This window comes from Sedimenticola sp. (assembly GCF_050289425.1).
In the GTDB taxonomy this organism is placed as follows: Bacteria; Pseudomonadota; Gammaproteobacteria; order Chromatiales; family Chromatiaceae; genus Sedimenticola.
Genome location: NZ_JBNKFS010000010.1, coordinates 13,611 through 38,879, shown reverse-complemented (window position 1 = coordinate 38,879; position 25,269 = coordinate 13,611). Strand labels below are relative to the sequence as shown.

At 56.2% G+C, this 25,269-nt stretch carries 19 protein-coding genes; 12 read left to right on the top strand and 7 right to left on the bottom strand.

All coding sequences use genetic code 11. The features are described 5' to 3' along the window. Nucleotides 1-86: 86 nt before the first annotated feature. The 4 genes from rsxC to ACQY5R_RS08665 all read right to left on the bottom strand — a co-directional run bounded on the left by rsxC (nucleotide 87) and on the right by ACQY5R_RS08665 (nucleotide 7,899). A complete protein-coding gene (gene rsxC, locus ACQY5R_RS08680; RefSeq protein WP_428607048.1) occupies nucleotides 87-1,442 on the bottom strand; it encodes an electron transport complex subunit RsxC in 1,356 nt (451 codons plus the stop codon). A gap of 73 nt (nucleotides 1,443-1,515) precedes the next feature. Further along, nucleotides 1,516-2,016, bottom strand: coding sequence for a thiol peroxidase (gene tpx / locus ACQY5R_RS08675; protein WP_428607046.1), 501 nt, complete (start codon nucleotides 2,014-2,016; stop codon nucleotides 1,516-1,518). A 23-nt stretch (nucleotides 2,017-2,039) separates the two neighbouring features. Further along, nucleotides 2,040-6,956 (bottom strand): 2-oxoacid:acceptor oxidoreductase family protein, encoded by a 4,917-nt coding sequence (locus tag ACQY5R_RS08670; RefSeq protein WP_428607043.1) that lies wholly within the window; start codon nucleotides 6,954-6,956, stop codon nucleotides 2,040-2,042. A 67-nt stretch (nucleotides 6,957-7,023) separates the two neighbouring features. Continuing rightward, complete coding sequence (locus ACQY5R_RS08665) at nucleotides 7,024-7,899, bottom strand: (Fe-S)-binding protein (protein WP_428607040.1); 876 nt, start codon at nucleotides 7,897-7,899, stop codon at nucleotides 7,024-7,026. Between the two features lie 233 nt (nucleotides 7,900-8,132). Between ACQY5R_RS08665 and ACQY5R_RS08660 the strand changes: the two genes are divergently transcribed. Continuing rightward, nucleotides 8,133-9,083 carry a LysR family transcriptional regulator gene (locus tag ACQY5R_RS08660; RefSeq protein ID WP_428607038.1) on the top strand — a complete coding sequence of 317 codons (951 nt, stop codon included), beginning with the start codon at nucleotides 8,133-8,135 and terminating at the stop codon, nucleotides 9,081-9,083. Between the two features lie 384 nt (nucleotides 9,084-9,467). Further along, nucleotides 9,468-9,677: a cold-shock protein gene (locus tag ACQY5R_RS08655; RefSeq protein ID WP_029132379.1), complete on the top strand. Its 210-nt coding sequence runs from the start codon at nucleotides 9,468-9,470 to the stop codon at nucleotides 9,675-9,677. 159 nt (nucleotides 9,678-9,836) lie between these two features. On the opposite strand, the gene ACQY5R_RS08650 is transcribed toward ACQY5R_RS08655, so the two are convergent. After that, nucleotides 9,837-11,036: a ChaN family lipoprotein gene (locus tag ACQY5R_RS08650; protein ID WP_428607036.1), complete on the bottom strand. Its 1,200-nt coding sequence runs from the start codon at nucleotides 11,034-11,036 to the stop codon at nucleotides 9,837-9,839. A 74-nt stretch (nucleotides 11,037-11,110) separates the two neighbouring features. Between ACQY5R_RS08650 and ACQY5R_RS08645 the strand changes: the two genes are divergently transcribed. Continuing rightward, nucleotides 11,111-13,237 carry a M1 family metallopeptidase gene (locus ACQY5R_RS08645; protein ID WP_428607034.1) on the top strand — a complete coding sequence of 709 codons (2,127 nt, stop codon included), beginning with the start codon at nucleotides 11,111-11,113 and terminating at the stop codon, nucleotides 13,235-13,237. A 7-nt stretch (nucleotides 13,238-13,244) separates the two neighbouring features. Here ACQY5R_RS08645 and dinB read toward each other — a convergent pair whose 3' ends face one another. After that, complete coding sequence (gene dinB, locus ACQY5R_RS08640; protein WP_428607031.1) at nucleotides 13,245-14,435, bottom strand: DNA polymerase IV; 1,191 nt, start codon at nucleotides 14,433-14,435, stop codon at nucleotides 13,245-13,247. Nucleotides 14,436-14,755: 320 nt separating this feature from the next. Between dinB and ACQY5R_RS08635 the strand changes: the two genes are divergently transcribed. From ACQY5R_RS08635 to ACQY5R_RS08595, 9 genes are all read left to right on the top strand, one after another. Next, nucleotides 14,756-15,238: a MarR family winged helix-turn-helix transcriptional regulator gene (locus tag ACQY5R_RS08635; protein WP_428607029.1), complete on the top strand. Its 483-nt coding sequence runs from the start codon at nucleotides 14,756-14,758 to the stop codon at nucleotides 15,236-15,238. Nucleotides 15,239-15,677: 439 nt separating this feature from the next. Further along, a complete protein-coding gene (locus ACQY5R_RS08630; RefSeq protein ID WP_428607027.1) occupies nucleotides 15,678-16,634 on the top strand; it encodes an MBL fold metallo-hydrolase in 957 nt (318 codons plus the stop codon). A 135-nt stretch (nucleotides 16,635-16,769) separates the two neighbouring features. Then, nucleotides 16,770-18,440: an FAD-dependent oxidoreductase gene (locus tag ACQY5R_RS08625; RefSeq protein WP_428607025.1), complete on the top strand. Its 1,671-nt coding sequence runs from the start codon at nucleotides 16,770-16,772 to the stop codon at nucleotides 18,438-18,440. Nucleotides 18,441-18,453: 13 nt separating this feature from the next. Continuing rightward, entirely contained in the window at nucleotides 18,454-18,660 is a 207-nt protein-coding gene (locus tag ACQY5R_RS08620) for a DUF2783 domain-containing protein (protein ID WP_428607023.1), read from the top strand. A gap of 43 nt (nucleotides 18,661-18,703) precedes the next feature. Continuing rightward, complete coding sequence (locus tag ACQY5R_RS08615; RefSeq protein WP_428607020.1) at nucleotides 18,704-19,240, top strand: VOC family protein; 537 nt, start codon at nucleotides 18,704-18,706, stop codon at nucleotides 19,238-19,240. Between the two features lie 207 nt (nucleotides 19,241-19,447). Next, nucleotides 19,448-20,464 carry a fumarylacetoacetate hydrolase family protein gene (locus ACQY5R_RS08610; protein ID WP_428607018.1) on the top strand — a complete coding sequence of 339 codons (1,017 nt, stop codon included), beginning with the start codon at nucleotides 19,448-19,450 and terminating at the stop codon, nucleotides 20,462-20,464. After that, entirely contained in the window at nucleotides 20,461-21,102 is a 642-nt protein-coding gene (maiA, locus tag ACQY5R_RS08605) for a maleylacetoacetate isomerase (protein ID WP_428607016.1), read from the top strand. Before ACQY5R_RS08610 ends, maiA begins: the two co-directional genes overlap by 4 nt. Nucleotides 21,103-21,260: 158 nt before the next feature. After that, entirely contained in the window at nucleotides 21,261-22,340 is a 1,080-nt protein-coding gene (gene hppD, locus ACQY5R_RS08600; protein ID WP_428607013.1) for a 4-hydroxyphenylpyruvate dioxygenase, read from the top strand. A gap of 354 nt (nucleotides 22,341-22,694) precedes the next feature. Then, the gene (locus tag ACQY5R_RS08595; protein WP_428607010.1) at nucleotides 22,695-24,647 is read left to right on the top strand and encodes an acetoacetate--CoA ligase; all 1,953 of its coding nucleotides are present in this window, start codon (nucleotides 22,695-22,697) and stop codon (nucleotides 24,645-24,647) included. Between the two features lie 116 nt (nucleotides 24,648-24,763). On the opposite strand, the gene ACQY5R_RS08590 is transcribed toward ACQY5R_RS08595, so the two are convergent. Beyond that, nucleotides 24,764-25,267, bottom strand: coding sequence for a Spy/CpxP family protein refolding chaperone (locus tag ACQY5R_RS08590; RefSeq protein WP_428607008.1), 504 nt, complete (start codon nucleotides 25,265-25,267; stop codon nucleotides 24,764-24,766). Nucleotides 25,268-25,269: the final 2 nt, after the last annotated feature.

The following is a 25,269-nucleotide window of genomic DNA, read 5'->3' as shown; positions in this document are numbered from 1 at the left end:
TCCGGTCCCGTTTACTACTTAGGCGTGGCGACCATTCGCCACGGAATCAATTCCACACCGTTACCATGCTGTTTGAAATTATCCGGTTAAGCGGCCATCGCCTTGGTTTCCCGGTTTATCGCCTTGGCGATTCGGAAGTATTGGGTCAACGGGATATTGGATGGACAGACATAACTGCAACAGCCACACTCGAAACAGTCGTTGAGATGGAAATCATCAGCCATCGTTTCATACTGACGGGCACTGGCCAGCTGACCCAGCATCGACGGGTTGAGATTGATCGGACAGGCATCGAGACAGGCACCGCAGCGGATGCAGGGGTGCACCGGCCGATCCTTCTGCTCTTCGGCCGTTTTTTCAAACACCACCACACCGGATACCCCCTTGGTCACCGGCACATCCAGGGAGGCGACGGTCATCCCCATCATGGGACCGCCAACGATCACTTCGTTGGCGTCAGAGCTGGAGCCCACCTGCTCCATCAGAAAGCGTAGCGGCGTACCGATCGGTACCAGGTAGTTGCCCGGTTTGCTCACACCGGGACCGGACACAGTGACCACACGCTCGATCAAGCCGCGACTGCGCGGAATCAATTCACCCAGCTGTGCCAGGGTGCCGACATTGTAGACCGCCACGCCGATATCCACCGGTAAACCACCGGAGGGCACTTCCTTATTCAGCAGGCTGTTGATCAGCATCTTTTCCGCACCCTGCGGATATTTGGTCTCCACCGCTTCACAGCTGATCGCTTCACCTTGCGGGAGTTTGTCGCGGATCGCCTTCACCGCATCCAGCTTGTTATCCTCGACGCCGATAATCGCCCGCTTGGCGCCGGTCGCGCGCATGATGGCACGGATCCCGGCAATCAGTTTATCGGTCTGCTCCAGCATCACACGATGGTCGCAGGTGAGGTAGGGTTCGCACTCGCAACCGTTGATGATCAGGGTCTCGATCGCCTTCCCTTCCGGAGGTAACAGTTTTACATGACTGGGGAAGGCCGCTCCGCCCAACCCTACCATGCCGCTGGCCTGCACCGCCTGGATCAACGCCTCCCGGGAGAGGGTCTCCAGATCCTGATCCAGTCCGTACAGCACTTCCTGGGTGGCCGCCTCATAGGTTTCAATCACGATAGCCGGCGTCTTGGGTCCCGCCGCAGTCGGTACCAGATGATCGATGGCGCGCACAATTCCGGTCACCGGGGCGTGCATCGGCACTGAGACAAAGCCTCCCGCCTCGGCGATCGGTTCACCACGCACCACCTCTTGGCCCGGCTTCACCAAAGGCACGGCGGGCGCCCCGATATGTTGGGCCAGTGGCACGTATATCTTCGGGGCAAACGGCAGGCGTTTGATCGCCAGATGCGCCGTCTGTTCCTTATGATCCATGGGGTGCACACCGTGTTTGAAGGTCTTGGTGCGCCTGAATAGATTGAGCAGACCCATTCTCTCTCCGTTGATTGCAACTACCAGACCGGTCAGGATGTGGCCGCCAGGCGGCCACACCCCTGCCCGGTATCTATTTCAACGCCTCAAGTGCCGCCGCGTAATCCGGCTCGTCGCCGATCTCGGGCACCAGTTGGGTATAGGTGACAGTACCGTTCTCGTCGACTACCACGACCGCGCGACAGGTGATTCCCCGTAACGGACCATCGGTGATCAGCACACCGTAATCTTTGGCGAACTGCTGATCGTGCATCAGCGACAAGGTGACCACATTCTTCAACCCTTCAGTCTCGCAAAAACGACCCTGGGCGAACGGCAGGTCGGCGGAGATCACCATCGCCACCGCGTCATCCCGTGTGGCGAACGACTCGTTGAACTTCTTGGTCGAGATGGCGCAGGTCGGGGTATCCAGACTCGGCACGATATTAAGCAGCCGCTTCTTGCCGGCAAAATCCCCCAGCCCCACGTCGGCCAGCTCCTTGTTGGCCAGGGAAAACGCTGGTGCCTGGCTGCCGATAGCCGGCAGTTCGCCACTGGTGGAGACCGGATTTCCGTGTAAGGTTACTGTAGCCATAACGATGCTCTCCTTTGGTTGTTTTACTGGTGCTTCGCAGCGCGCTTGACCAGCTTATCAAGGTCTTTCTCGTTGGGATTCCACGGCGTGCCGGGATGCAGGCAACCCGCGGTACACTTCTCTGCCGCCTTGACGATATCTTTGAACGGCGCCCCTTTGGGGTCCACCACAACAGCCAGTTTTTGCTCGTTGTACTGGAACACATTGGGTGCGATATCGGTGCATTCGTCACAGGCGGTACACTCTGGCGTCTCGATCCAGACCGGCTCATAGTCGGCCGGCGCCGCCGACGCCAATGTCGTCGCGCCGTTACCGCCATTGGCCGGTACCGGGCTGTCAGTCAGCGCCGAGATATCGCCATTATTGGCCAGGGCCAACAGACTGGAGGTGAGCTTCTGTGCCATCTCCGCTTTGGCACGGTTGGCGATCTCCACTTCATCCACCGCCTCGCCAACACCGGCCAGGGAGCGCAGCTGATACCAGAAGTTACGCCGCTCTTCGCAAGAGAGGACGATCTCCTGGGATACCAGCACCCGCATCAGGCGGCTCTTGCCGTCCACGGCCCAGATATAGGGGAATTGACCGTCCCGGCCATCCTCATCCATATCGAGGAACTCATGCAGCGGCACCATGTCGTCATTCCAGGCATCTTGCGGTACGGAACGGAAATGTTTGCGGAAGCGCCCCTCGCTGAAGGCGAAATCGGCAAAGGTCACCGGCAGTTCCATCTTGGCCTCTTTACCGTTCTCATCCTGATAGGTGAGCTGGTAAGTGGGCCAATCGGCATCCATAGCCGGGTTGCCTTCCACACTGGAGCATTCGCTGAAGGTGACACCGGCATCCGGGTCATAGCGGAACAGCGGATAGGCACGGGACTCCAAGGCCAACTTGGCTTGGTGTTCGGAGGCGTCATCCGCCACCCCATGCTCCGGCTGGCAGGTGGTGTAAATATTGAACATGGCCGGACGGCGGCTGTTCAGACCGTCAATAAAGCCTTCCAGCAAGTGCGTAACATTGGCCTGGGAGCTCTGCAGCACGAAGCTGGTGCGATGCGCCATGCCGATCACACCCATCTCCTTGCGGATCTCGGTCTTGCCCTTCCACGCCTTGCCGTACGGAGCCATATCCGCCACCTGGCCGATAAAGCCGGAGGTACAGGACTGGCCGCCGGTGTTGGAGTAGACCTGGGTATCCAGGATCAGCACCTTAATCGGGGTACCGGAAGCCAAGGCGCGGGAGAGGTTCTGGAAACCGATATCGTACATGGCGCCGTCGCCACCGATGGAAACCACCGGCGGGCAGAGCAGCCACTCTTCGTCGCTGAACGACTTCCAGTCGAAGTAGGTGAAGAAGTTGTCGTGCACGTCGGCATCGTATTTGCCTTCCAGCTCCAGCTTGGCCTGGCGGATCACCTTGAAGCCCTGGGCCATCTTCGCCATGTGACCTTCAAAGATACCCATCGCCACCGAAGGACTGTCCTGGAACAGGTGGCTGGTCCAGGGGAATGGGTAGGGGTTATAGGGGAACGTCGATCCCCACACCGAGGTACAGCCGGTGGCGTTGATGATACCCATGGTGGCGCGTCCCTGATTGGTATTGCCATCAGTATAGAGCCATTTCAGGTGGCGCAGTTTTTCCAGCAGTTGGGTAGCCCATTTCAGCCACTTGGGATCGACCGGCTCCACCACCTGCCCCTCGGCCAGGGTGGCGGAGAGGTTGGTCAGGGTCAGGTCGGTATCCTTGTTCTCCTCAACCGCTTCGTTGATGGCCGCGGTATTGGAGAGATCCATACCGGCTGCCAGCTTCAGGCGGATGTGGGTCTCCAGGCGGTTGATCAAATCGTCCAGCTCGGCAATATGCGCCTTGACCCGCGGCTGCATCAGGGCGGTGGCGGTACCGGTAAACAGGTGGATAGCCGTCTTCTCGCCGCAACCGAGACAGGCGCCGTCGCCGGAAACCATCGACTGGTAGTTGGTCTTGTCCAGCAACAGGGTCTCCAAGGCACCGATCTTTTCGTTCAAATCATCGATGCGGATGAAGTCCGGGTTGGTGGTGGGCAGGTCCATCCAGAATTTCCAGTCGCGCTGCAACTTCTCGACCGCCTGCTCGGTCTGCAGCTCCACCACCAATGCGCCGTCGTCACAGACATCGACACACTCCATACAGCCCTTACAGGTGTAGGGATTGACCGTGATGGAGAACAGGCCGCCGGAGCCCTTGTTCTTCTTTTCCCGATTGCTGTAGTAGGGCTTGGTCACGGAGAATTCGAAACCGCCGATAGACTCCAGGAACAGTCCAAACTCACGTTCCATACCGGCCTTTTTCTGCTCGTCCAGGTCCGATTCAGCCAGCACTTCGAGCACCGCTTGATCCAGCAGTTTGGAGACCACGGCACTTTCGCCCTGGGCATCAATCAGCGCACGCAGCTTCTTCTCCACGTTACGCGTTTCGCGCCGCAGATAGAGGGTCGGGGTACCCTTCTTCTCAATCCGCTCAATGGCCGTATTGAAGATATCGCTGATGGTATTGACCAGACCCGGGATGGCGCTGTCGGGACAGGCGGTGTAGCAGTCACCGCAGGCGGTACAGTTCTCGGTAATAAACTTCGGATAGTCGAAACGTATCTGGGTCATATCACGGAACACACCGGTGGCGGCCGGGATCAGGCTGGTAGCCATGAACGGATCGACCAGGTTCTCGGAACCCTTGCCGCTCAAATAGAACGAACCGGTCTGCTCCCAGAAACGGTGTACGTCGGAGAGTTTCCCGTCGCCTTGGGGCATCGCTTGCAACATGACCGGAATCTTTACCGCTTTACGGATATCCTGTTGCGTCAGGCCCACCTGTTTGTTGGTGATTTCGCGGATCTCGTCAAAACCGCGCCGGACCACCCGTAGGTTGTCAGCCACCACGCGCTCGCCCTTGCCGCCGAACTTGTCACGCAACTGCGCCTCGATGGCATCAAACAGCCCCTGTTCGGTCAGGTGTGCACGATCCAGTAGCGGTGAGGCGGCGAAGAAGGCTCCCTGGAAAGCGTTGCCCTGCATACGGAATTGCAGTTCCGCGTTGGACGCCTCTTCCTTGGCGATCTTGAAGCCGTCGACAAAGTAGACATGGATGTTGTGATCGACAATGTACTTCTGGTACATCACCGGGATCTGCGCCCACACCTCTTCCTCGGTCTCCAGATGGCTCTGGATGATGAAGAAACCACCCTCTTTCAATCCGTACAAGGGATTGGAGTGCAGGAACACATTGGGATCGGGCGACAGCACCACATCTACATAGTGGTATTCGCAGTTCAGGCGAATCGGCTCCGGCGCCGCCGACAGGTAGTAAGTAGTGGGCTGGCCCTTCTTCTCCGAACCGTACTTGGGATTGGCGCGGATGTCGTAACCAAGCAGGTCATACAGGGTCATGGCCAGGTTCTTGCCGGTGGTGATGGCACCCCAACCACCGACCGAATGCATGCGCACGGTGATGGCGCCTTTTGGCAGCAGGTCAGGATTCTCACTACCTCGAATCGCCATCTCACCGATATGGGGATAAGCTTCCAGCAGCTCCTGTTGACGGATCTCCGCCTTCGGATCGGTAGCCTCGCGTACAAAATCCACGCCCAGATAGAAGAAGCGGCGTTTCTTGCCGTCCGGCAGCATGTTCTCGATAGCGCCGATCAGGCCTTCCGGCTGCAAATCACGCGAACCCAGCCCGTAGGAGCCGGAGTAGAGTGCCGGGGCCTCACCGGCTTTATAAGAAGCGTACCTGGCATAGGGGGCATCGCCAGCGGTAGCGCCATTCTCGATACATTTGGTGAGAGCGGCGCGGATTTCACGGATCAGCGGCAGATCCTCGGCCAACGGCTGATCGGTACGCTCCAACACCACTACGCCCTTGCGTCCCTTCAGCACCTTGCCGATCAGGTCGCCCGGGAACGGTCGGTACATGGTCAGGTTCAGCACGCCCACCTTCAGTTTGCGTGTCTCGCGCAGGTAATCCGCTACCACCTGTGCCTGCACAATCATCGAACCCTGGCCGGCGATCACATAGTCGGCGTCATCCATACGGTACTGACCCACCCGGTTGTAACGGCGACCGGTCAGTTCGTAGTACTCATCCATCACCTGGTCGGCGATACCGGAGATGTGGTCAAAAAAGTAAGGACGCTGGGCGGCGACCGCCTGCATGTAGGCGTCCTGGTTCTGTACCGAACCGGAGAGCATGGGATTGTCCACATCCCAGATCTCCGGGACGCGACGACGTTTTTCGCCGTAGATCATCTTCTGCGCCGGCGTAGGGCAGCTGATGATATCGTCCGGACGACCACAGAACTCTTCAATCAGTTCACGTTCCGGCACCATCACCGGCTCGATCAGGTGGGTAGTCAGGAAACCGTCCTGAGCAACGGCTGCCGGGGTCAGGCTCAGCTCGGCAATCTTACGTCCGATCAGGTTCAGGTCTGCCGCCTCCTGGGCATCTGCCCCGAACAGTTGGAAGAAACCGGTGTCGTCGATACAGTGGTAATCGTCATGACCGCAATGCACATTGAGTGAAGCCTTGGTGATGGCGCGAGTACCGATATTCAGCACGTAAGGCAGCCGTTTGCCGACCGCCGCATAGAGCGATTCATGCATGAACGCGACGCCCTGTGCGGAAGAGAAGTTGGTGGCGCGCATACCGGTCATGGCCATACCGGCGGTTACCGCGGCGGCGGCATGTTCGGATTCGGGCTCAACGAATACCAGCGGCTTGCCGGATACGTTGATATGACCCTGGGCTACCTCTTCCGCCCAATATTCACCCATTTGGGTGGAGGGGGTAATGGGGTAAGCACCGGCAGCATCAGAGGCTTCCCGCTCACACATGATGACAGCGGTGTTGCCATCCATCGCCATGCGGATGCCAGGATACTTAAACTGCTTTTGCTCTTTCTTACCGAACATGAACACTTCCTCTTCTACATTTCGGGATCGCCATCTCTGTTGGCAGCCCAACTGATGAAACTTTTAACTACCCGATGGGCAGTATCTCTTTGCGGATAATCTTTTTGGCGTCTTTACCCACTTGATAACCACCCTGCTTATCGAACCAGACAATCGCACCTGTCGGGCAGCGTTCAATCGCCACCTTTGAGGCGATGGCATTCTTGCTGTAATCAATCACGGCCAGGTTGTGCTTGATCTCAATAAGCCCTTCCGGTGAATCCACCGCGCAACGCTCACAGGCGGTACAGATGACTTCGCACTCGTTTTCGGCCTCTTCACCCTTTTCCAGGTTCTTGCAGGCAACAAACAGCTGTTCATTGACCGAGTGCAGCTCAAACAGATTTTTGGGACAAACTTCGACACAATCGTTACAAGCCGTGCAGCGATCTTCATCCACCACCGGCAGGCCATACTTATTCATGCTGATGGCGTCGAAATCACAAACTACCGCACAATCACCCATCCCCAGGCAGCCCCAGGCACAACCTTTGCCGCCACCTGAGACCAACGCGGCGGCACGACAAGAGTTCATTCCGGCATAGCTGGCACGTATAAAAGCGACATGGGTACCACCGGCGCAGGCAAGCCGGGCTACGCGTTTTTCTTGTGCGCCCAGATCCACACCCAGATAATTGGCGATCAGCTCGTTGGTCTCTTTTGCGTTGACGGTACATTGAGCGGGTTCGTAAGTACCGTCAATCAAACCTTCGGCGAATGGACGGCAGCCGGGGCTACCGCAGGCGCCACAATTGGCGCGGGGTAGAAGATCTTCCACATCATCGATACGGGGATCTTCAAAGACAAACAGACGCTTGTTTGCGACAACCAGAATAGAGGCGAGCACCGAACCCAGTACGGCCATAAAACCAACGGATAGAGCAATGCTGGTGATATCGGTCATTTATTCGGCCCTCAATACAAAATCCACAACTTATTGCCGCATAAGAAAATGTGATAGTTTCAAGATATACTATTTTTTATCCTTTATTTTCAATTAGTTAAATCCATTTCAACTGAAACCATCGCGCACTTTATTGCGAGTGCAGCAAAGTGTAGTGGAAATTGTGGTATTTGACAGGCCAATTATTTCAATGCTTACTATTAACATCAGCAATAAAGTAACCAGAGAGCACCATGGCATCACCCGCTCCAATCTATTACAAACAGAACAGACTCAAGCAATTACGCGCTTTTTGCCATGCCGCCAGAACAGGCAGTATCAGTGAAGCCGCCGATAAGGTATTTCTCAGTCAACCGACCGTGTCGCTGCAGATCCAGGCCCTGGAACGGGAACTCGAAACCGTATTGTTCGAACGCCGCGGACCCAAGATTCGACTGACACCCGAAGGGAAAATCCTATTCAAACTCTCTCAGCCGCTGGTTGAGGGGATGGATAAACTGCATGAAACGTTTATTGCCCAGCAGGGTCTGCTGGAAGCCGGTGATCTGAATATCGCCGCAGGTGAATCCACTATCCTTTACGTGCTTCCTGAGCCGTTAAAACAGTTTATGGAGCAGCACCCTAAAATTCGGGTCAAACTGCACAATGTAACCGGTGGGCGCGACGGTCTCTCCCGATTGCGCGCAGACGAAGCCGATTTTGCCGTGGGTTCCATGCTGGATGTACCGGATGACATCATTTATAAACCTCTGGTCACCTACTCTCCGGAACTGATTGTGCCCATTGGCCATCCCCTGGCTGAGAAAACAACGGTTACCCTGAAAGACATTGCACCCTACGGTCTCATCCTGCCTCCGCCAAGTCTTACCACATGGCGCATGGTGGACTTGGTATTCCGTCAGCATGAATTGAAATTCAAAACCGGGCTGGAAGCCGGTGGATGGGAAGTGATTAAAAAATATGTGGAGTTGGGGATGGGCATCTCCATTGTTACGGATGTCTGCCTGACCGGTGAGGAAAAGCTGGTAAAGATCCCGCTCAATGAATATTTCCCCAAACGTACCTATGGCATCGTGCTGCGCCGCGGCAAGTACCTCTCGCCACAAGCGAAGCGTTTTATTGACATGATGGAAGCCTGTTACGAGGACGAAATGGATCCTGCGCAGCCCGAAATTCAACCCTGACCCTGACCGAAGATAGATAACATAACCCTCTGTATTTAATGACTATTACGAATACACTTAGATGTATTTCCCCGGTTATTTTTCACCTGAAAGCTGTCTATATTTAGTTCTTGACTAGTTAACAAACCACGTGGAGAATGAGTCAAATTAACGCAGGTTGCTGAAATAGAACGAATAACCTGTCAGCGTAGAGTCAATCTCGTACATGGCACTGGTTATCGGGTAGATGGAAAAGGATCTAGTCTTTACCTAGGATTTTCTCCATCTATCTGACTGGATAGATGGATGCGTGATTACACACCGGCAACATTTTTCTAAAAGAAGGGCCAGTGTTTTTTGTAATGCCAATCTATTTGGCACTGTTATATATAGTACGAGGGTTATATGTCTGATTTAGTTACCGGTGTCGTTAAATGGTTTAACGATGACAAGGGATTTGGTTTCATTGAGCGCGAAGGCGGTTCCGATGTTTTTGTTCACTTCCGTGCAATCAATGGCACTGGTCGTCGCACACTGGCCGAAGGACAGAAAGTCACTTTTGAAGTGACCCAGGGTCAAAAAGGTCCCCAGGCTGAAAACGTAACCATCGTCTAAGCTACCAAAATCCATTCACCGGAAGCGCAACCCGCTTCCGGTGAATCGTTTAAGCCACCACTACTTCTGGCCGCACGCGTGACCAAGAGGGTGGCTATTGTCTAGACAAGGCGCAGAAACACGCACCTCCCCGCCATCCCATCCGGGATGGAGAAAGGCTTATTGACCCAAGATAAGCTGCACGTCCAGTTGTTTGCTCCCGAACAGTATCCCCCGACGTTGCAGGGTCAGCCGCACGCCATCGCCCGGTTTTTTATTTAGCAGCGCAATACGCAGATCGGTTGGCGTGGTCACCGCCTCACCATCAAAGGAGAGGATAATATCGTCACGCTTAACACCGCCCCGTTCGGCGGCACTCTCTTTCACCACATCGCTGACCAAAACACCTTTGTCAGACTTCTCCATATAGACACCCATTACGGCTGCAGGCGGTAGTTTTGAGGCTTCCGGAAATATCACAAAATCCGCAATACCCGGCTCAATCTTCAGATCACCGCCCGGCAGCACAATAGCCGACGTGACCGGCTGGCGCCGCTTGACCCGATTGGGAATGCCGGAGCGGTGCATTAAATGTCCGCTCCCGGCCAACACCACCATCTGCTTGTCTGGATGGGATGTCAGATAACTTACTGCCCGGGCTGCCATCCCCTCATCCCAGATCAGTTGAATCTGTTGAAAACGCTCAAAGCTTCGATTTGCCTCATCACCGTGCTGTCTAAAGATGGCTTTCAGGCGGTTGGTGTAAGCCTGATCCGAATAATCGATATCGTCGGGAAGTTGCTTTCGTTCGGTGGCGCTGAGCGATTCCATACCCCCCTTTGAAATATGTTCGGTAATTTCACGCGGGACATTCAACGCGATGACCGGTATGCCGTGCTGCCTGGCAAAATGAAGAATCGGTCGGTAAAGGCGATAATCATATACCCAGCGTTCATACCACTCGGTCTTGCGCAGCATCTCCGCTTCCGAGATATTGCCGGTAATATAATCATCCAAGTATGACTGGTAAGGCTGCTGAAACATCTCCATACCAATTGCCAAATTGGCCCCTGACTGCTGCAGCGCTTCGATAACGGCCAATTGGGATCGGTGATGCGCATATTCATCATGCGTTTCCCCCACATACACCACACGCTTTGAGGTCAGTTCAGGCACCAACGCCTGCAAATCGGTTACCTGCTGAAGATCCAACACCGCGGAAACCGCCGACTGCTCAGAAGTGGCTCCATCCGACATTGAAGCCGGGCGGTGTTCATCTCCCATGGCAAAGCGGTTATTGGCAACGGTATTTCCGCAGGCGGCAAGAAACAGCGATGAGACAAGCAAAGGAAAAATCAGCGGATATCGTGCTATAACCATAATCGGCTCTCTTAAACTGCAAGACATACAATCAGACACAAACTATACGGATTGATTCATCAGAGGTAGATACATTGCGCTCCCTGCTCCGCATCGAACTCCACGCCGGTCATGTTATCAGACGCCTGATCCCCCTACTGCTGCTTTTCGTTACGACAACCGCTTTTTCCATTGACTCAAATCAGCCGGTGCACCATCAGTTGCAGATAGAGATTCAGCCCGAATCAGGAACGCTGATTGCGACAGATCAAATCCGCCTGCCCAACCCCGAGCGTGAAGTTGAATTTCTGTTGCATGCCGACCTGACGCCGACCCTGAACGACAAGCGAGCCCATCTCGCTAGCATGGAGTGGCTGGATGGCACCGTACCGCTAAGACGATACCGTATTCTGACATCCACCCCGACTCAAACCTTCACCCTCACCTACCGGGGTACGATCGCCCACCACCTCGCACAACAGGGCGAGCGCGGCAGTTCCCGTCAATCCACACCCGGCCTTATATCCAAGGAGGGAGTATTTTTGGCCGGAACCAGTTATTGGTACCCTCAGATCGGCGCATCAACCCTCACCTTCCATATGCAGATCCGGTTACCGCCGGGCTGGCAATCCATCAGTCAGGGCAATCACCTTCCCAACCGCAGCGGCTGGGAAGAAAACCACCCCCAAGAAGAGATCTACCTGATCGCCTCTCCCTATCACCGCTATAAACAGACGCATTCAGGCCACCTTGCGGAAGTCTACCTGCACGATCCGGATCCGGCTTTAGCCAAACGCTACCTCGATGCCACCGGCCTCTACCTGGCGATGTATGAGCAACTGCTGGGCCCCTACCCCTATAGCAAATTTTCTTTGGTGGAAAACTTCTGGGAGAGCGGCTACGGCATGCCCTCATTTACCCTGCTCGGCCCGCAAGTCATACAACTCCCCTTTATTATCCACACCTCCTACCCGCATGAAGTACTGCATAACTGGTGGGGGAACGGGGTTTATGTCGATCTCGCGTCAGGCAACTGGAGCGAGGGGTTAACCACCTATCTGGCCGACCACCTACTAAGAGAACAGCAGGGCGACAGCGCCGGATACCGCCGTACCACCCTGCAGAACTACGCCAACTATGTGGCACAACAGGATGACTTCCCGCTAACGCAATTTCGCGGCAACCACGGGCAGATCAGCCAGTCGGTCGGTTACGGAAAGACATTGATGCTGTTTCACATGCTGCGTATCGAGCTGGGTGATCACCTATTCCGGCAGGGATTACAGCAATTTTACCGCGACTATCGATTCAAAACGGCCGGTTACAGACAAATTCAAGCGGTCTTCGAAACGGTTTCCGGTAAAACATTAGACGCCTTTTTCAAACAGTGGCTGACGCGCACGGGCGCCCCCACGCTAAAGCTGGTCTCCGTCGAGGCAATCGAGGCATCTCCCGGTTACCGTTTACGGATCATGCTTCGCCAAACACAGCCGGAGGCACCCTACCACCTCACAGTTCCTATCTATGTCCATTTCTCGGATGGGAAACCGGCCGTGCCCTACAGGCTCGAAATGGATAAGCGCGACGCCACATTGGAGATCCATACGGATCAGCGCCCGCTCAAGGTGAGCGTCGACCCGCTGTTCGATCTGTTCAGACGGCTGGACTCGAGTGAAACCCCCAGCAGCCTGGGGCAACTCTTCGGTGCTAAACAGGTCATCGCCATTGTGCCGGAACACGGTGACAGTCGCGCGAGACAAGCCTATAGGCAGTTGATCAGCCAGTGGCAACAGCAAAACCCCGGCCTTACGCTCATTGAAGATGGCCATATCAATAAACTGCCGGTCGATAAACCGATATGGATTCTCGGCAGCGAGAACCGTTTCGCCCACCTGTTTGACCGGCAACTCGACGCACAGGGGTTACAGGAAAAACCGGGTACCTTGGCACTAACCCTGACACGGCAAGCGCCCCGTCAAACCCTGGGGTATATCTCAACCGACAACCCGGCCGCTCTCAGCGGCCTGGCGAGGAAGCTTCCGCACTACGGTCGTTACAGCTATGCCTTGTTCTACGGCGATCGGCCCGACATCAGTCAGCGCGGCACATGGCGTGTGACCGATAACGCCTTGTCGGTTTTACTGTCCCCGCCAGCGACAACCGGTACGTCACTGCCCGAGATCAGCGATCACCGGCCACTGATCGATCCGGTCGTACATTAAGGAGGTACTATTTCTTCTTTTTGGGGGTCGGTACGCCGAACGACAACTTCCCTTTTCCAAAGCGTTCCGCCGCACTGTCCAGTACGGAATAGAGTTGGCGTTCCCGCGTATCGGCTTCACTGGACGTGAACAGATCCAGATTGACCGGTTCATCCGCGTCCCAACCGGAGACACCTATCCCGATCAACCGTATCGGTTTCTCAAAAAAAGCGGCTGCTTCCAACAGATCCCATGCCACCTTAAACAAACCACTATCCGAATCTCCCGGTACTGCCAGACGGCGCTGCCGGGTATGGGTCTCAAAACCTGCCAGGCGTATCTTCAGGGTCACCACCCAGCCTTTCAACCCAGCTTTCCGCAGGCTATACCCCACTTCTGAAGCCAGCGCACGAAGTGTTGACCGAAGATGGTCTCTATCGGTCACGTCCTGGTTGAAGGTAGTCTCCTTGGAGATGGATTGCCGAGCACCTCGCTCGCCCACCTGATCGGAAGCGAGACCACGAGCCTGACGATAAAGGCTACCGGCCATCTTTTCGCCAAAATAGCCGTTCAGCAGCTCCCGCGACATGCCACGTAGCTGCTTAACCGTCTGAATACCGAGACGTTGAACCGTTTTCAGGGTTTGCGGACCGACGCCACGAAGGTTCGAGGGGGGCATGGGATCGAGAAAAGGCTCGACCTGCTCCGGAAGCACGACTGTTAAACCGTCAGGCTTACGGTATTCCGACGCCAATTTTGCAATCAGACGGTTGTGACCGATCCCAACCGAGCAGCCCAACCCTACATCCTGCCGGATTCTATCCTTGACCCGTTTGGCAATTGCCGCCGGTGCGCCATACAACCGTTCCAGACCGGTGATGTCCAGATAGGCTTCATCCACCGAGACCGGTTCAACCACCGGGGATATGGTCTCCAACAGTGCCATCACCTGCTGCGACGCTTGCACATAGCGCGCGATATCCGGTTTTAGGTAAACCGCATCGGGGCAGCGGCGGAAAGCCTCTGAAATAGGCATGGCAGAGCGAATACCAAAGGCGCGCGCTTCGTAGGAGCAGGTAGCGACCACACCACGACTGCCGGGCTGGGCCCCGACCACGACCGGCCGACCCCGGCACTCGGGGCGGTCACGCTGTTCCACGGAGGCAAAAAAAGCATCCATATCGACATGCATAATCCACTTGTTCGACGCTTTACTCATGATTCACTATGGACCAGATAACCCTCCCTCAATCGACGGCCGATCCGTCGGAGGGGAGCAACCATTAGCCGATGATTGTAGCCGCCGGCCCGACCAGTGGAAACACAACAGCATCACGTGTTGACAGATTCTGTACGCGAAAAGTGGCTAGATAACGTAGAGTTGGCTTACAATGCGGAATCGGTCTGTTCGCCTCAAACAGAGGCCCTGACGAGTACTTTGCGTCAATGGCCCGTGAGCCATATACTCGCGTCAGCTGGTGCCAATAAATGTACATGCGCCGGTTATCGTTAGATTCATTTGCCCAATGGAGTAGCAAGTTGTCTCAGAACAATATAGCCAACAACAGTGACGAGCCGAGGGTCGAGCTTGAGAACTTCATCCCATACCGCCTATCGGTATTAAGCAACTTTGTCTCCGGCAGTATTGCCACGATCTATTCCGAGCGTTTTAACATCAGCATCATGGAGTGGCGGGTTATTGCGGTACTGGGTAATTACCAACCCCTTTCTGCCAATGAGATCTGCGAGCGCACCAATATGGACAAAGTACAGGTGAGCCGGGCCGTCTCCAGCCTGACCAAGTCCGGCCGGGTACTACGCAAAACCGATAAAAAGGATCGGCGCAAATCCCAGCTGCGTCTGGCGGCCAAAGGGATGAAGGTTTACCAGCAGATCGTCCCCCTCGCCCTGGAGCGTGAACGCCAACTGCTAATGCCGTTCAATGCCAAAGAGATGAAAGAATTTGATCAGTTACTGAGCAAACTTGAGGCACGAGCCCGCGAGCTCTGCATTACCAGCTAAACGCCCGGTTCCACTTCACGCCCGTCCCGTAGCCGTAATGGGACAGGCGTTACCCCCACATCCATCCTGACTATCCCTTCACCCAAACAGTCCAGATAAGATCGGCTATCCCGTTATCCGGACGGCCCACCTAACTTCGCTCTTTATTCCCAAGGAATCTCTGATTAAGTCTGAGTTTCCCTACTCGGACAGAAACACAACCCGGCCAAAACCGCCCCCCTCAACTCCCGGCCTGGCGCCCGCTTGCCCCACGCAGCCAGCCCAGTGCCACCGACTATACTTTATCCCAAGAGGATCCCCCTCGAATTAACCTACATTTTTAGATGTTGTTATTAGTTTCTTTTGTAACTATATTTACCGGCAAATGACATTTGTCATACTTTACAGTTTCACCAGCAACTAATACTTACGCCCCGGATAGAGAGAAGGAAACCGCACCATGAGCAAAAAATTTGCATCCCATGCAGACGTTGAAGAGAAAACCGTATCATTCGACAAGCTGGCCGAGGGCGTCTACGCCTATACCGCCGAGGGCGATCCCAACACCGGCATTATTATCGGTGATGACGGTGTCATGGTGATCGATACCCAGGCCACTCCGGATATGGCTCAGGATGTGATCCGGCGCATCCGAGAAGTGACCGACAAGCCGATCAAATATGTTGTGCTGTCACACTACCACGCGGTCCGCGTCATGGGGGCTTCCGCCTACCATGCCGATCACATCATCTCCAGCCAAGCGACCTATGACTTGATCGTCGAGCGGGGCCAGTTTGACTTTGACTCCGAAGTGGGCCGTTTTCCCCGTCTGTTCCAGGGGGTTGAATCGGTACCCGGACTCACCTGGCCGACCCTCACCTTTGAAACTTCCATGACGCTATGGATGGGTAAACGCCGGGTGGAGCTGAAGCATATCGGACGAGGCCATACCAAGGGCGACATCGTGGTCTGGCTGCCGGATGAGAAGGTGTTGTTCAGTGGTGACCTGGTGGAGTTTGGCGCCACTCCCTACACCGGCGATGCCTACCTGACCGACTGGCCCCAGACGCTGGCCAATGTTCGTGCACTGGGTGCCGAAAAGTTGGTTCCTGGCCGTGGCGATGCCCTCACCACCCCGGAAACCGTTGAAGCCGCCATCAGCGGCACCCAGGATTTCCTTACCCAGATGTTCGAGAGCGTGAAAAAAGGCCGCGCCGAAGGCAAGGTGCTTAACGAGATCTACACCGAAACCTATAAAGTGCTGCAACCACAGTTCGGCAACTGGGTGATCTTCGATCACTGCCTGCCGTTCGATATCACCCGCGCCTTTGACGAGGCCGGCGACTATCCGGATCCCCGTATCTGGACGGCGGAACGCGATACCGAGATGTGGCACGCGCTGCAGGACGCGCTCTAAACCGGCACCAAACCTAAGAAAGCACAAAATCACATTTTTTGTTTTCTTGCTCCGATAAAGCCAGGGAAGGCTTTAATCCGAGCATCCCTAATAGATACAGGCGGAAAGCCGACACCGTAGGAGGATCGATCATCCATGTTGCAGACCCATCAAAACCCGGTCTATGCGTATAGCCACTCGCCCGATCAGGACGCCCCCACCCCGGTTCACTATCCGGTTATTGTGGTCGGTGCCGGCCCTGTCGGTATGGCCGCCGGTCTGGACGCCGCGAAACAGGGTATTCCAACCGTCATCCTAGACGACAACAATACCGTCAGCATCGGTTCCCGTGCCGTCTGTTACGCCAAACGGGCGTTGGAGATTCTCGATCGGCTTGGCTGCGGTCAGCGCATGGTGGACAAAGGCATCACCTGGAATCTCGGCAAGGTCTTTTTCCAGGAAGATCAAGTTTACTCCTTCAACCTGCTGCCGGAATCGGATCATCATCGGCCCGCCTTTATCAATCTGCAGCAGTACTACCTGGAAGAGTATATGGTGGATCAGATTCAGCAATCCGAGAATCTGCAACTGCGCTGGAAGAGCCGGGTCACCGCCGTTGAAGAGAAGGGTGACCAGGTGGAGATCCAGATCGAAACCCCGGATGGCGACTACCGCCTCACCTGCGACTACCTGATCGTGGCCGACGGTGCCAACAGCGGCATTCGCAAGATGATGGGACTGGAGAGCAGCGGCCAGGTGTTCCAGGACCGCTTCCTGATCGCCGACGTAGTGATGGAGACCGACTTTCCACCGGAGCGCTGGTTCTGGTTCGATCCGCCCTTCCATCAGGGCGGTTCCACCCTACTCCACCGCCAGGCGGACAATGTCTGGCGCATCGACTTCCAACTGGGTTGGGACGCCGATCCGGAGGAGGAGAAAAAACCGGACAATGTCATCCCCCGGCTCAAGGCGATGCTCGGTGAGGAGACCGAATTTGAACTGGAGTGGACTTCGGTCTACACCTTCCAGTGCCGACGCATGGAAAAGTTCCGTCACGGCCGTCTGTTCTTTGTCGGCGACGCCGCCCATCAAGTCTCCCCGTTCGGCGCCCGCGGCGCCAACAGCGGTTTCCAGGATACCGACAATCTGATGTGGAAGATAAAACTGGTACTGGACGGCAAAGCACCGGACAAACTGCTCGACAGTTATGATGACGAGCGGATCCCGGCCGCCGATGAAAATCTGCTCAACTCCACCCGCAGCACCGACTTCATCACACCCAAAAGTGAGATGAGCCGCACTTTCCGCAACGCCACGCTGCTGCTGGCAGAGGAGTACCCCTTTGCCCGTACCATGGTCAATAGCGGCCGTCTTTCCATGCCGGCCGTCTATCGGCAGTCGTCGCTCAACACGCCGGACGAGGCCTCCTTCAACTGCAAGATGACGCCAGGTACTCCCAGCACCGACGCTCCGGTCAATGACGGCGACTGGTTCCTGCAACTGATCGGCAACAACCGGTTCAACGGGCTCTATTTCCCCCAAGAAAACGGCACCCTGAGCGACAGCGAACTGACCACCCTCAGCACGCTGACTGCACAATCAGAGATTCCACTCAATATCCTGGTAGTCGGCCTGAATGATGGCCGTGGGCTACCTGCCGGAATTACCACCCTCACAGATTCGAAGGGAAGATTAACCGAACGCTTTGATGGCCAACCGGGCACCTTTTATCTGTTCCGGCCGGATCAGCATGTCACCGCACGCTGGCGTGAGCTGAACCCACAAAAGATTAAATCCGCGCTGAACCGGGCCACCGGCCAAGGCTGAAGGAGCAAGACAGATGATCGAGACACGCAAACTGAATATTCAACCGACGCTCAACCGACCGGATGACTTTTATAACGCTCTTGTGGATATGCACCGGGACTTGACCGAGGAGCAGAGTCAACTGGCTAACGCCAAACTGATCCTGCTGCTGGCCAACCATATTGGCGACGAAGAGACCCTGGAAGAGGCGCTGCAGATCGCCGCCGATGGGTTGAGCTGACCGACCGCTTTTACTTTTATCGTCCAAGTGACAGGAGCTACCTGTGGAAATCAAACAGATTCATCACGTCGCATACCGCTGTAAGGATGCCAAGGAGACCGTCGAGTTCTACACCAAGAATCTCAACATGGATTTCCTGCTCGCCATTTCCGAAGACAAGGTCCCCTCCACCAAGGAACCGGATCCCTATATGCATCTGTTCCTGGATGCCGGCATGGGTAATATCCTCGCCTTCTTCGAAGTACCCCACTCACCGCCGATGGGCAAGGATCCCAACACGCCGGACTGGGTACAGCATATCGCGTTCCAGGTGGAAGACGAGGCCGCATTGATGGCGGCCAAGGCACAACTGGAGGCCAACGGCATCGACGTGGTGGGACCGACCAACCACGAAATCATCAAGTCGATCTACTTCTTCGACCCCAACGGACACCGCCTGGAATTGACCACGGTGACTGCCACCCCGGAGATGCTGGAGGAGTTGCACACTATCGCACCCGCCATGCTGGAGGAGTGGAGCAAAACCAAAAAAGTGGTCACCCACGCCTCCTGGCTGCATGAGAAGGAGTTCAAAGCGTAATGCGGCATATCAACCATTGCGCTCAGATAGTAGGGTGGGCACGCTTTTTGTGCCCACGCTAACTTAGTCACACGAATAACAGCGTGGGCGCACAAGACGTGCCCACCCTACAGACAAGCCAAATTATTATCTGCGTTTATTCGCGTTCATTCGCGGCTAATCGTTTTTTACAGGGCAGCCCCGAATCGAGGGCAAAGGGAATGAACTATGAAACTGGCTTCACTGAAACAGGGGCGTGACGGTATCCTGCTGGTAGTCTCACGGGACCTCAGCCGCGCGGTGCGTGCCGACGATATCGCCCCCACCCTGCAAGCGGCACTGGATAACTGGTCCGCGGCAGAACCCGCCCTGCAGGCACGCTATAACCAGCTCAATGCGGGCGGGGTATCTGACGATTTCGAACTGGAGATGACACAGCTCGCCTCCCCCCTGCCCCGTGCCTATCAGTGGGCCGACGGCAGCGCCTATGTCAACCATGTGGAGCTGGTGCGCAAGGCGCGCGGCGCAGAGATCCCGGAGAGTTTCTGGCACGACCCGCTGATGTACCAGGGCGGATCGGACAGTTTTCTTGGCCCCCGCGATCCGATCTGCATGGCGGACACCGCCTGGGGCATCGACTTCGAAGGTGAAGTGGCGGTGATCACCGGTGACGTGCCGATGGGCTGCACGACAGAACAGGCAGCCGGGCAGATCCGTCTCCTGATGCTGGTCAACGATGTCTCCCTGCGCGGCCTGATACCGGCCGAACTGGCCAAGGGTTTTGGCTTTTTCCAATCGAAACCCTCCAGCGCCTTTTCACCGGTAGCAGTCACCCCGGACGAACTGGGTGACCACTGGAACGAGGGACGGGTCAGCCTGCCCCTACTGGTCGATTACAATGGCCAACCCTTCGGCAAGGCCAATGCGGGGGTGGATATGACCTTTAACTTCCCACAGCTGATCGCCCATGCCGCCAAGACGCGTCCGCTCGGCGCTGGCGCCATTATCGGCTCCGGCACCGTCTCCAACAAACAGAACACCGAGTGGGGTTCGGCCATAGCCGATGGCGGTGTCGGTTACTCCTGCATCGCCGAAGTGCGCATGATCGAAACCATCAACAGCGGTAAACCGCAGACCCCGTTTATGGGTTTTGGCGATACCATCCGTATTCGCATGGAAGATGAGGCGGGCCACAACGTCTTCGGCGATATCGACCAGCAAGTGGAGCCGTACCAGGGACCATGATCACACTCTACGACTACTTCCGCTCCACCGCCGCTTACCGGGTACGTATCGTTCTCAACCTGAAGGGGATCGATTACCGGCAAGCCGGGGTCAATCTACTGCAGAATGAAGAGAGCAGCCCGGAGTACCGGGCTATTAACCCCCAGGGACTAGTACCGGCCCTGGACCTGGATGGCCACGTACTGCAGCAATCTCTGGCGATCTGCGAGTACCTGGACGAGCGGCATCCGGAGCCGGCGCTATTGTCGGACGATCCGCTGCAGCGGGCGCATATCCGGGCCCTCGCTCAGATGGTGGCCTGCGACATCCATCCGGTGAACAACTCGCGAATCCTGAAGTATCTGGTCTCAGAACTCGGCGTCAGCGAGGCGCAGAAACTGGCCTGGTATCACCACTGGCTGGATGAGGGGTTTCGTCCGATTGAGCAGATACTGCAACAATCCGCATCTGACAGCGAATTCTGCTGTGGCGACCGGCCCACCCTGGCTGACGTCTGCCTGGTGCCCCAGGTCTTCAATGCACGGCGTTTTGAACTGGACCTGACGCCTTACCCCACTATCGTACGCATCGAACAGACGTGCCTCGCGATCGATGCCTTCGAGCGGGCAAGACCGGAAAACCAACCGGACGCGGTTTGAACTCGGCCACCCTAACCGTTATCTAAATTTTTAGTTTGGTAGGGTGGACACGCTTTTTGTGACCATGCGGAATCAGTCCATCCTTGAACCTGGGCACAGGCGACGTGCCCACCCTATGTGAATATTCTTATAAACAGGCAGCGACCAGGAGGTGAAGCATGGGACAACTCTGGGATAACCCGATGGGTACCGACGGTTTTGAATTCGTCGAATACACCTCGCCGGAACCGGAGACACTGGGCAAACTGTTTGAGCAACTCGGCTTTGTCGCCATCGCCCGTCACCGATCCAAGGCGGTCACCCTCTACCGGCAGGGTGGCGTCAATTTCATTATCAACGCGGAGAAGACCGGCTTTCCGCGCGCCTTCGCCCAGCAACACGGCCCCAGCGCCTGTGCCATCGCCTTCCGGGTAAAGGATGCGGCACACGCCTATCAGATGGCCCTGGAGCACGGCGCCTGGGGCGTCGAAACCAAGGCCGGACCGATGGAGCTCAACATCCCTACGATCAAAGGGATCGGTGACTCCCTGATCTACCTGGTGGACCGCTACGGCGACAGAGGCAGCATCTACGATGTGGACTTCATCCCTATCAAAGGCGTAGACCAACACCCCAAGGGAGTCGGCTTCACCTATATCGATCATCTCACCCACAATGTCTATCGCGGTCGCATGGATGAGTGGGCGGAGTTTTACTCCCGCCTGTTCAATTTCAGGGAGGTCGGTTATTTCGATATCGAGGGCAAACTGACCGGCCTCAAATCCCGTGCGATGACCAGCCCCTGCGGTAAAATCCGCATCCCGATCAACGAAAGCAGCGATGACAAATCCCAGATCCAGGAGTATCTCCACGCCTATCACGGGGAAGGGATTCAACACATCGCCCTGGGCACCCCTGACATCTACAGCACGGTCGAACGGTTGCACCAGCGCGCCGTCCCCCTGCAGGAGACACCGGATACTTATTATGAGCAAGTCGATGCCCGGGTACCGGGGCATGGCGAGGATCTGGAACGGTTGAGAAGGAACCGCATCCTGATCGATGGCGCCCCCACCCAGGGACAGGGTCTACTGCTGCAGATCTTTACCCGTACGGTCATCGGACCGATCTTTTTCGAGATCATTCAGCGCAAGGGCAACGAGGGTTTTGGCGAGGGTAACTTCAAGGCGCTGTTCGAGTCGATCGAGCTGGACCAACTGCGCCGGGGAGTCATCCACGATGAGAGGGCAAGCCGCTAGCGGCTCTGCTATGATCCTCCCCAAAGCTGCGATAAGGCCGCGTAGGTTGGGGCACCAGGTGTCCAGACCACGACAAGGCCCGGGTGCCGCATAACCCGACGCATGCACGATCGGCAAACGCTGTGTTACAGCGTGCGTACGGTATGCTGCCCTATGCATTCCCACGCAGAGCGTGGGAACGAGGAAGAGGTTCCCTAACCTAAATCACGTTTATTTGCGTTCATTCGCGGCTAAAAACAGACAATCGGAAAAGTGTTCAAAGAACAGATCAGACCGTTTTCATTTTATGCCTGATCAGTGCTATTCTTTTATGACGTTTACGTAAGCGTTAAGTAATTACCGGTGGAGATATCAATGGCAGAACCCCTCTGGCAACCCAATCCCGAACAGATCGAACAGGCAAACGTTACCCGCTTTCGACACTTTGTTAACCAGAAGCATGCCCTGCAGTTGGCGGATTATTTACAGCTCTACCAGTGGTCCATCGAACAGCCGGAGTCTTTCTGGAGCGCCGTCTGGGAAGAGAGCGGCGTCATCGCCGAGACCCGGGGCGAGACGGTGCTGGAACAGGGTGACCGGATGCCGGGGGCCCGCTGGTTCCCCCAGGCACGGCTCAATTTCGCGCAGAATCTGCTGCGCCGCCGGGACGACAGCGATGCCCTGATATTTCGCGGCGAGGACAAGGTACAGCGACGCGTCAGCCACCGTGAACTCTATCATCACGTCTCCCGGGTAGCCCAGGCACTGCGAGACGCCGGCATTGGCGAGGGGGACCGGGTGGCCGCCTACCTGCCCAATATGCCGGAGACCATCATCGTCATGCTGGCCGTCAGTAGCCTGGGGGCGATCTGGTCCTCCTGCTCGCCCGATTTCGGGGTCAACGGCGTGGTGGATCGTTTCGGCCAGATTGAACCGAAACTGCTGTTTGCCGCCGACGGCTATTATTACAACGGCAAGACCCACGACAGCCTGGAAAAGATCGCCGAGATCCGCCAACGCATCTCCAGCATTGAGCAGGTGGTGGTGATCCCCTATACCCGGGAAGAGTTCCCGCTGGAATCGATCGAGGGCGCCCTGCCTCTGGGGGAATTCATCGACGGCTACGAAGCACAGGAGATCAGCTTCAACCAGCTGCCGTTCGATCACCCGCTCTACATCATGTTCTCTTCCGGTACCACCGGGGTACCCAAGTGCATCGTACACGGTGCCGGCGGCACCCTGTTGCAGCACCTCAAGGAGCACCGGCTGCACACCGACGTAAAGCCGGGCGACCGCACCTTCTTCTTCACCACCTGCGGCTGGATGATGTGGAACTGGCTGGTCTCGGGACTGGCCGCCGAAGCGACCGTGTTGTTGTACGACGGCTCCCCCTTCTATCCAGATGGCAACGTCCTGTTTGACTATGCCGATGCGGAGAAGATGAGCCAGTTTGGTACCTCCGCCAAGTTCATCGACGCTATCAACAAGGCGGGACTGAAACCGCGAGAGACGCATGATCTCTCATCCGTACGCACCCTCTGCTCCACCGGTTCTCCCTTGGTGCCGGAAGCATTCGATTTCGTCTACGAGCATATCAAGCCGGATATGTGTCTCTCCTCCATCTCCGGCGGTACCGATATCATCTCCTGCTTTGCATTAGGCAATCCGGTACTGCCGGTCTACCGCGGCGAATTGCAGTGTCGTGGTCTAGGTATGCAGGTCGAGGTGTGGAACGATGAGGGTCAAGCGGTGCGTGAAGAGAAAGGCGAGCTGGTCTGCACCGCTCCCTTCCCCTCCATGCCGATCGGCTTCTGGAACGACCCGACGGGTGAGAAGTATCACAGCGCCTATTTCGACCGCTTCCCCAATGTCTGGTGCCACGGTGACTATGTGGAGCTGACGGCACAGGATGGCATTATCATCTATGGACGCTCCGACGCAGTGCTGAATCCCGGTGGGGTGCGTATCGGCACCGCCGAGATCTACCGCCAGGTAGAGCAACTGGATGAGGTGGTGGAGAGTCTGGTAATCGGCCAGGAGTGGGACGGCGATGTGCGAGTGGTGCTGTTTGTGCGTCTGCGCGACGATCTGAGCCTGGATGAAGCTTTGATCGATAAAGTCAAAAAACAGATTCGTGCCAACACCACTCCGCGCCATGTCCCGGCCCGAGTCGTCCAGGTGGCTGACATCCCGCGCACCAAGAGCGGTAAAATCGTCGAACTGGCGGTGCGCGAAGTGGTACACAATCGCCCGGTAAAAAACAAAGAGGCGCTGGCCAATCCGGAAGCGCTGGAGCTATTCGCCAACCGCCAAGAGCTGCAGTCCTGAAAAATATCGGCGCCCACCCCCGAGATGGGCGCCGATCGGTTTCACTCATCAAGATCCGTAAGGTGGGCACGCCGTGTGTGCCCACCCTACCTGTCTCAACAAGTAGCCATTTGCTTTCAACGCATGCGCGGCATGCCACCCATCGGCCGCATCTCATCGGCTATCTTTTGCTGTTCCGGGGTTAGACTCGCGTAGAGCTGCTCGATCGCATCCGCGGCTTCGGTCATCTGGGCCGCCCCACTGCGCATCGCCTCGACCCGTTCGGAAACCGTCATCTCCTTACCCTCGCGCATCGCCTGACGCCGTTCCAAACGGTTGGCCATTTTCTGCTTCATGCTCTGTTCAAACGCTTGCCAGGCAGGCTCCTGCGACTCAGTAATGCGCAGTTTATACTTCATCATATCCAAACCCTGTTCCATCCTGGCGGTACGATCACCGGACTTGTCACCACCAAAACCGTGTCTGCCGCGATCTTCGTCCCCCCCGTAGCGCATACTCGAATCGCCAGCACCAAATCCACAGCGGTCATAGCGATCATTGGCAGAAACCTGTGACAAGGTCACCAGACCGATACCGGCAACAGCCACCAGCGTAACCAGAATTTTATTTGAACGTTTCATCA

Excerpts from the sequence above, each read along its gene's own strand:
- ACQY5R_RS08655 (WP_029132379.1), top strand. The coding sequence starts at position 9,468 with ATGTCTGATTTAGTTACCGGTGTCGTTAAATGGTTTAACGATGACAAG.
- ACQY5R_RS08630 (WP_428607027.1), top strand. The coding sequence starts at position 15,678 with ATGAGCAAAAAATTTGCATCCCATGCAGACGTTGAAGAGAAAACCGTA.
- ACQY5R_RS08610 (WP_428607018.1), top strand. The coding sequence starts at position 19,448 with ATGAAACTGGCTTCACTGAAACAGGGGCGTGACGGTATCCTGCTGGTA.
- ACQY5R_RS08595 (WP_428607010.1), top strand. The coding sequence starts at position 22,695 with ATGGCAGAACCCCTCTGGCAACCCAATCCCGAACAGATCGAACAGGCA.
- tpx (WP_428607046.1), bottom strand. The coding sequence starts at position 2,016 with ATGGCTACAGTAACCTTACACGGAAATCCGGTCTCCACCAGTGGCGAA.
- ACQY5R_RS08650 (WP_428607036.1), bottom strand. The coding sequence starts at position 11,036 with ATGGTTATAGCACGATATCCGCTGATTTTTCCTTTGCTTGTCTCATCG.
- ACQY5R_RS08590 (WP_428607008.1), bottom strand. The coding sequence starts at position 25,267 with ATGAAACGTTCAAATAAAATTCTGGTTACGCTGGTGGCTGTTGCCGGT.
- ACQY5R_RS08660 (WP_428607038.1), top strand. The coding sequence starts at position 8,133 with ATGGCATCACCCGCTCCAATCTATTACAAACAGAACAGACTCAAGCAA.
- maiA (WP_428607016.1), top strand. The coding sequence starts at position 20,461 with ATGATCACACTCTACGACTACTTCCGCTCCACCGCCGCTTACCGGGTA.
- hppD (WP_428607013.1), top strand. The coding sequence starts at position 21,261 with ATGGGACAACTCTGGGATAACCCGATGGGTACCGACGGTTTTGAATTC.
- ACQY5R_RS08625 (WP_428607025.1), top strand. The coding sequence starts at position 16,770 with ATGTTGCAGACCCATCAAAACCCGGTCTATGCGTATAGCCACTCGCCC.
- rsxC (WP_428607048.1), bottom strand. The coding sequence starts at position 1,442 with ATGGGTCTGCTCAATCTATTCAGGCGCACCAAGACCTTCAAACACGGT.
- ACQY5R_RS08620 (WP_428607023.1), top strand. The coding sequence starts at position 18,454 with ATGATCGAGACACGCAAACTGAATATTCAACCGACGCTCAACCGACCG.
- ACQY5R_RS08665 (WP_428607040.1), bottom strand. The coding sequence starts at position 7,899 with ATGACCGATATCACCAGCATTGCTCTATCCGTTGGTTTTATGGCCGTA.
- ACQY5R_RS08670 (WP_428607043.1), bottom strand. The coding sequence starts at position 6,956 with ATGTTCGGTAAGAAAGAGCAAAAGCAGTTTAAGTATCCTGGCATCCGC.
- dinB (WP_428607031.1), bottom strand. The coding sequence starts at position 14,435 with ATGAGTAAAGCGTCGAACAAGTGGATTATGCATGTCGATATGGATGCT.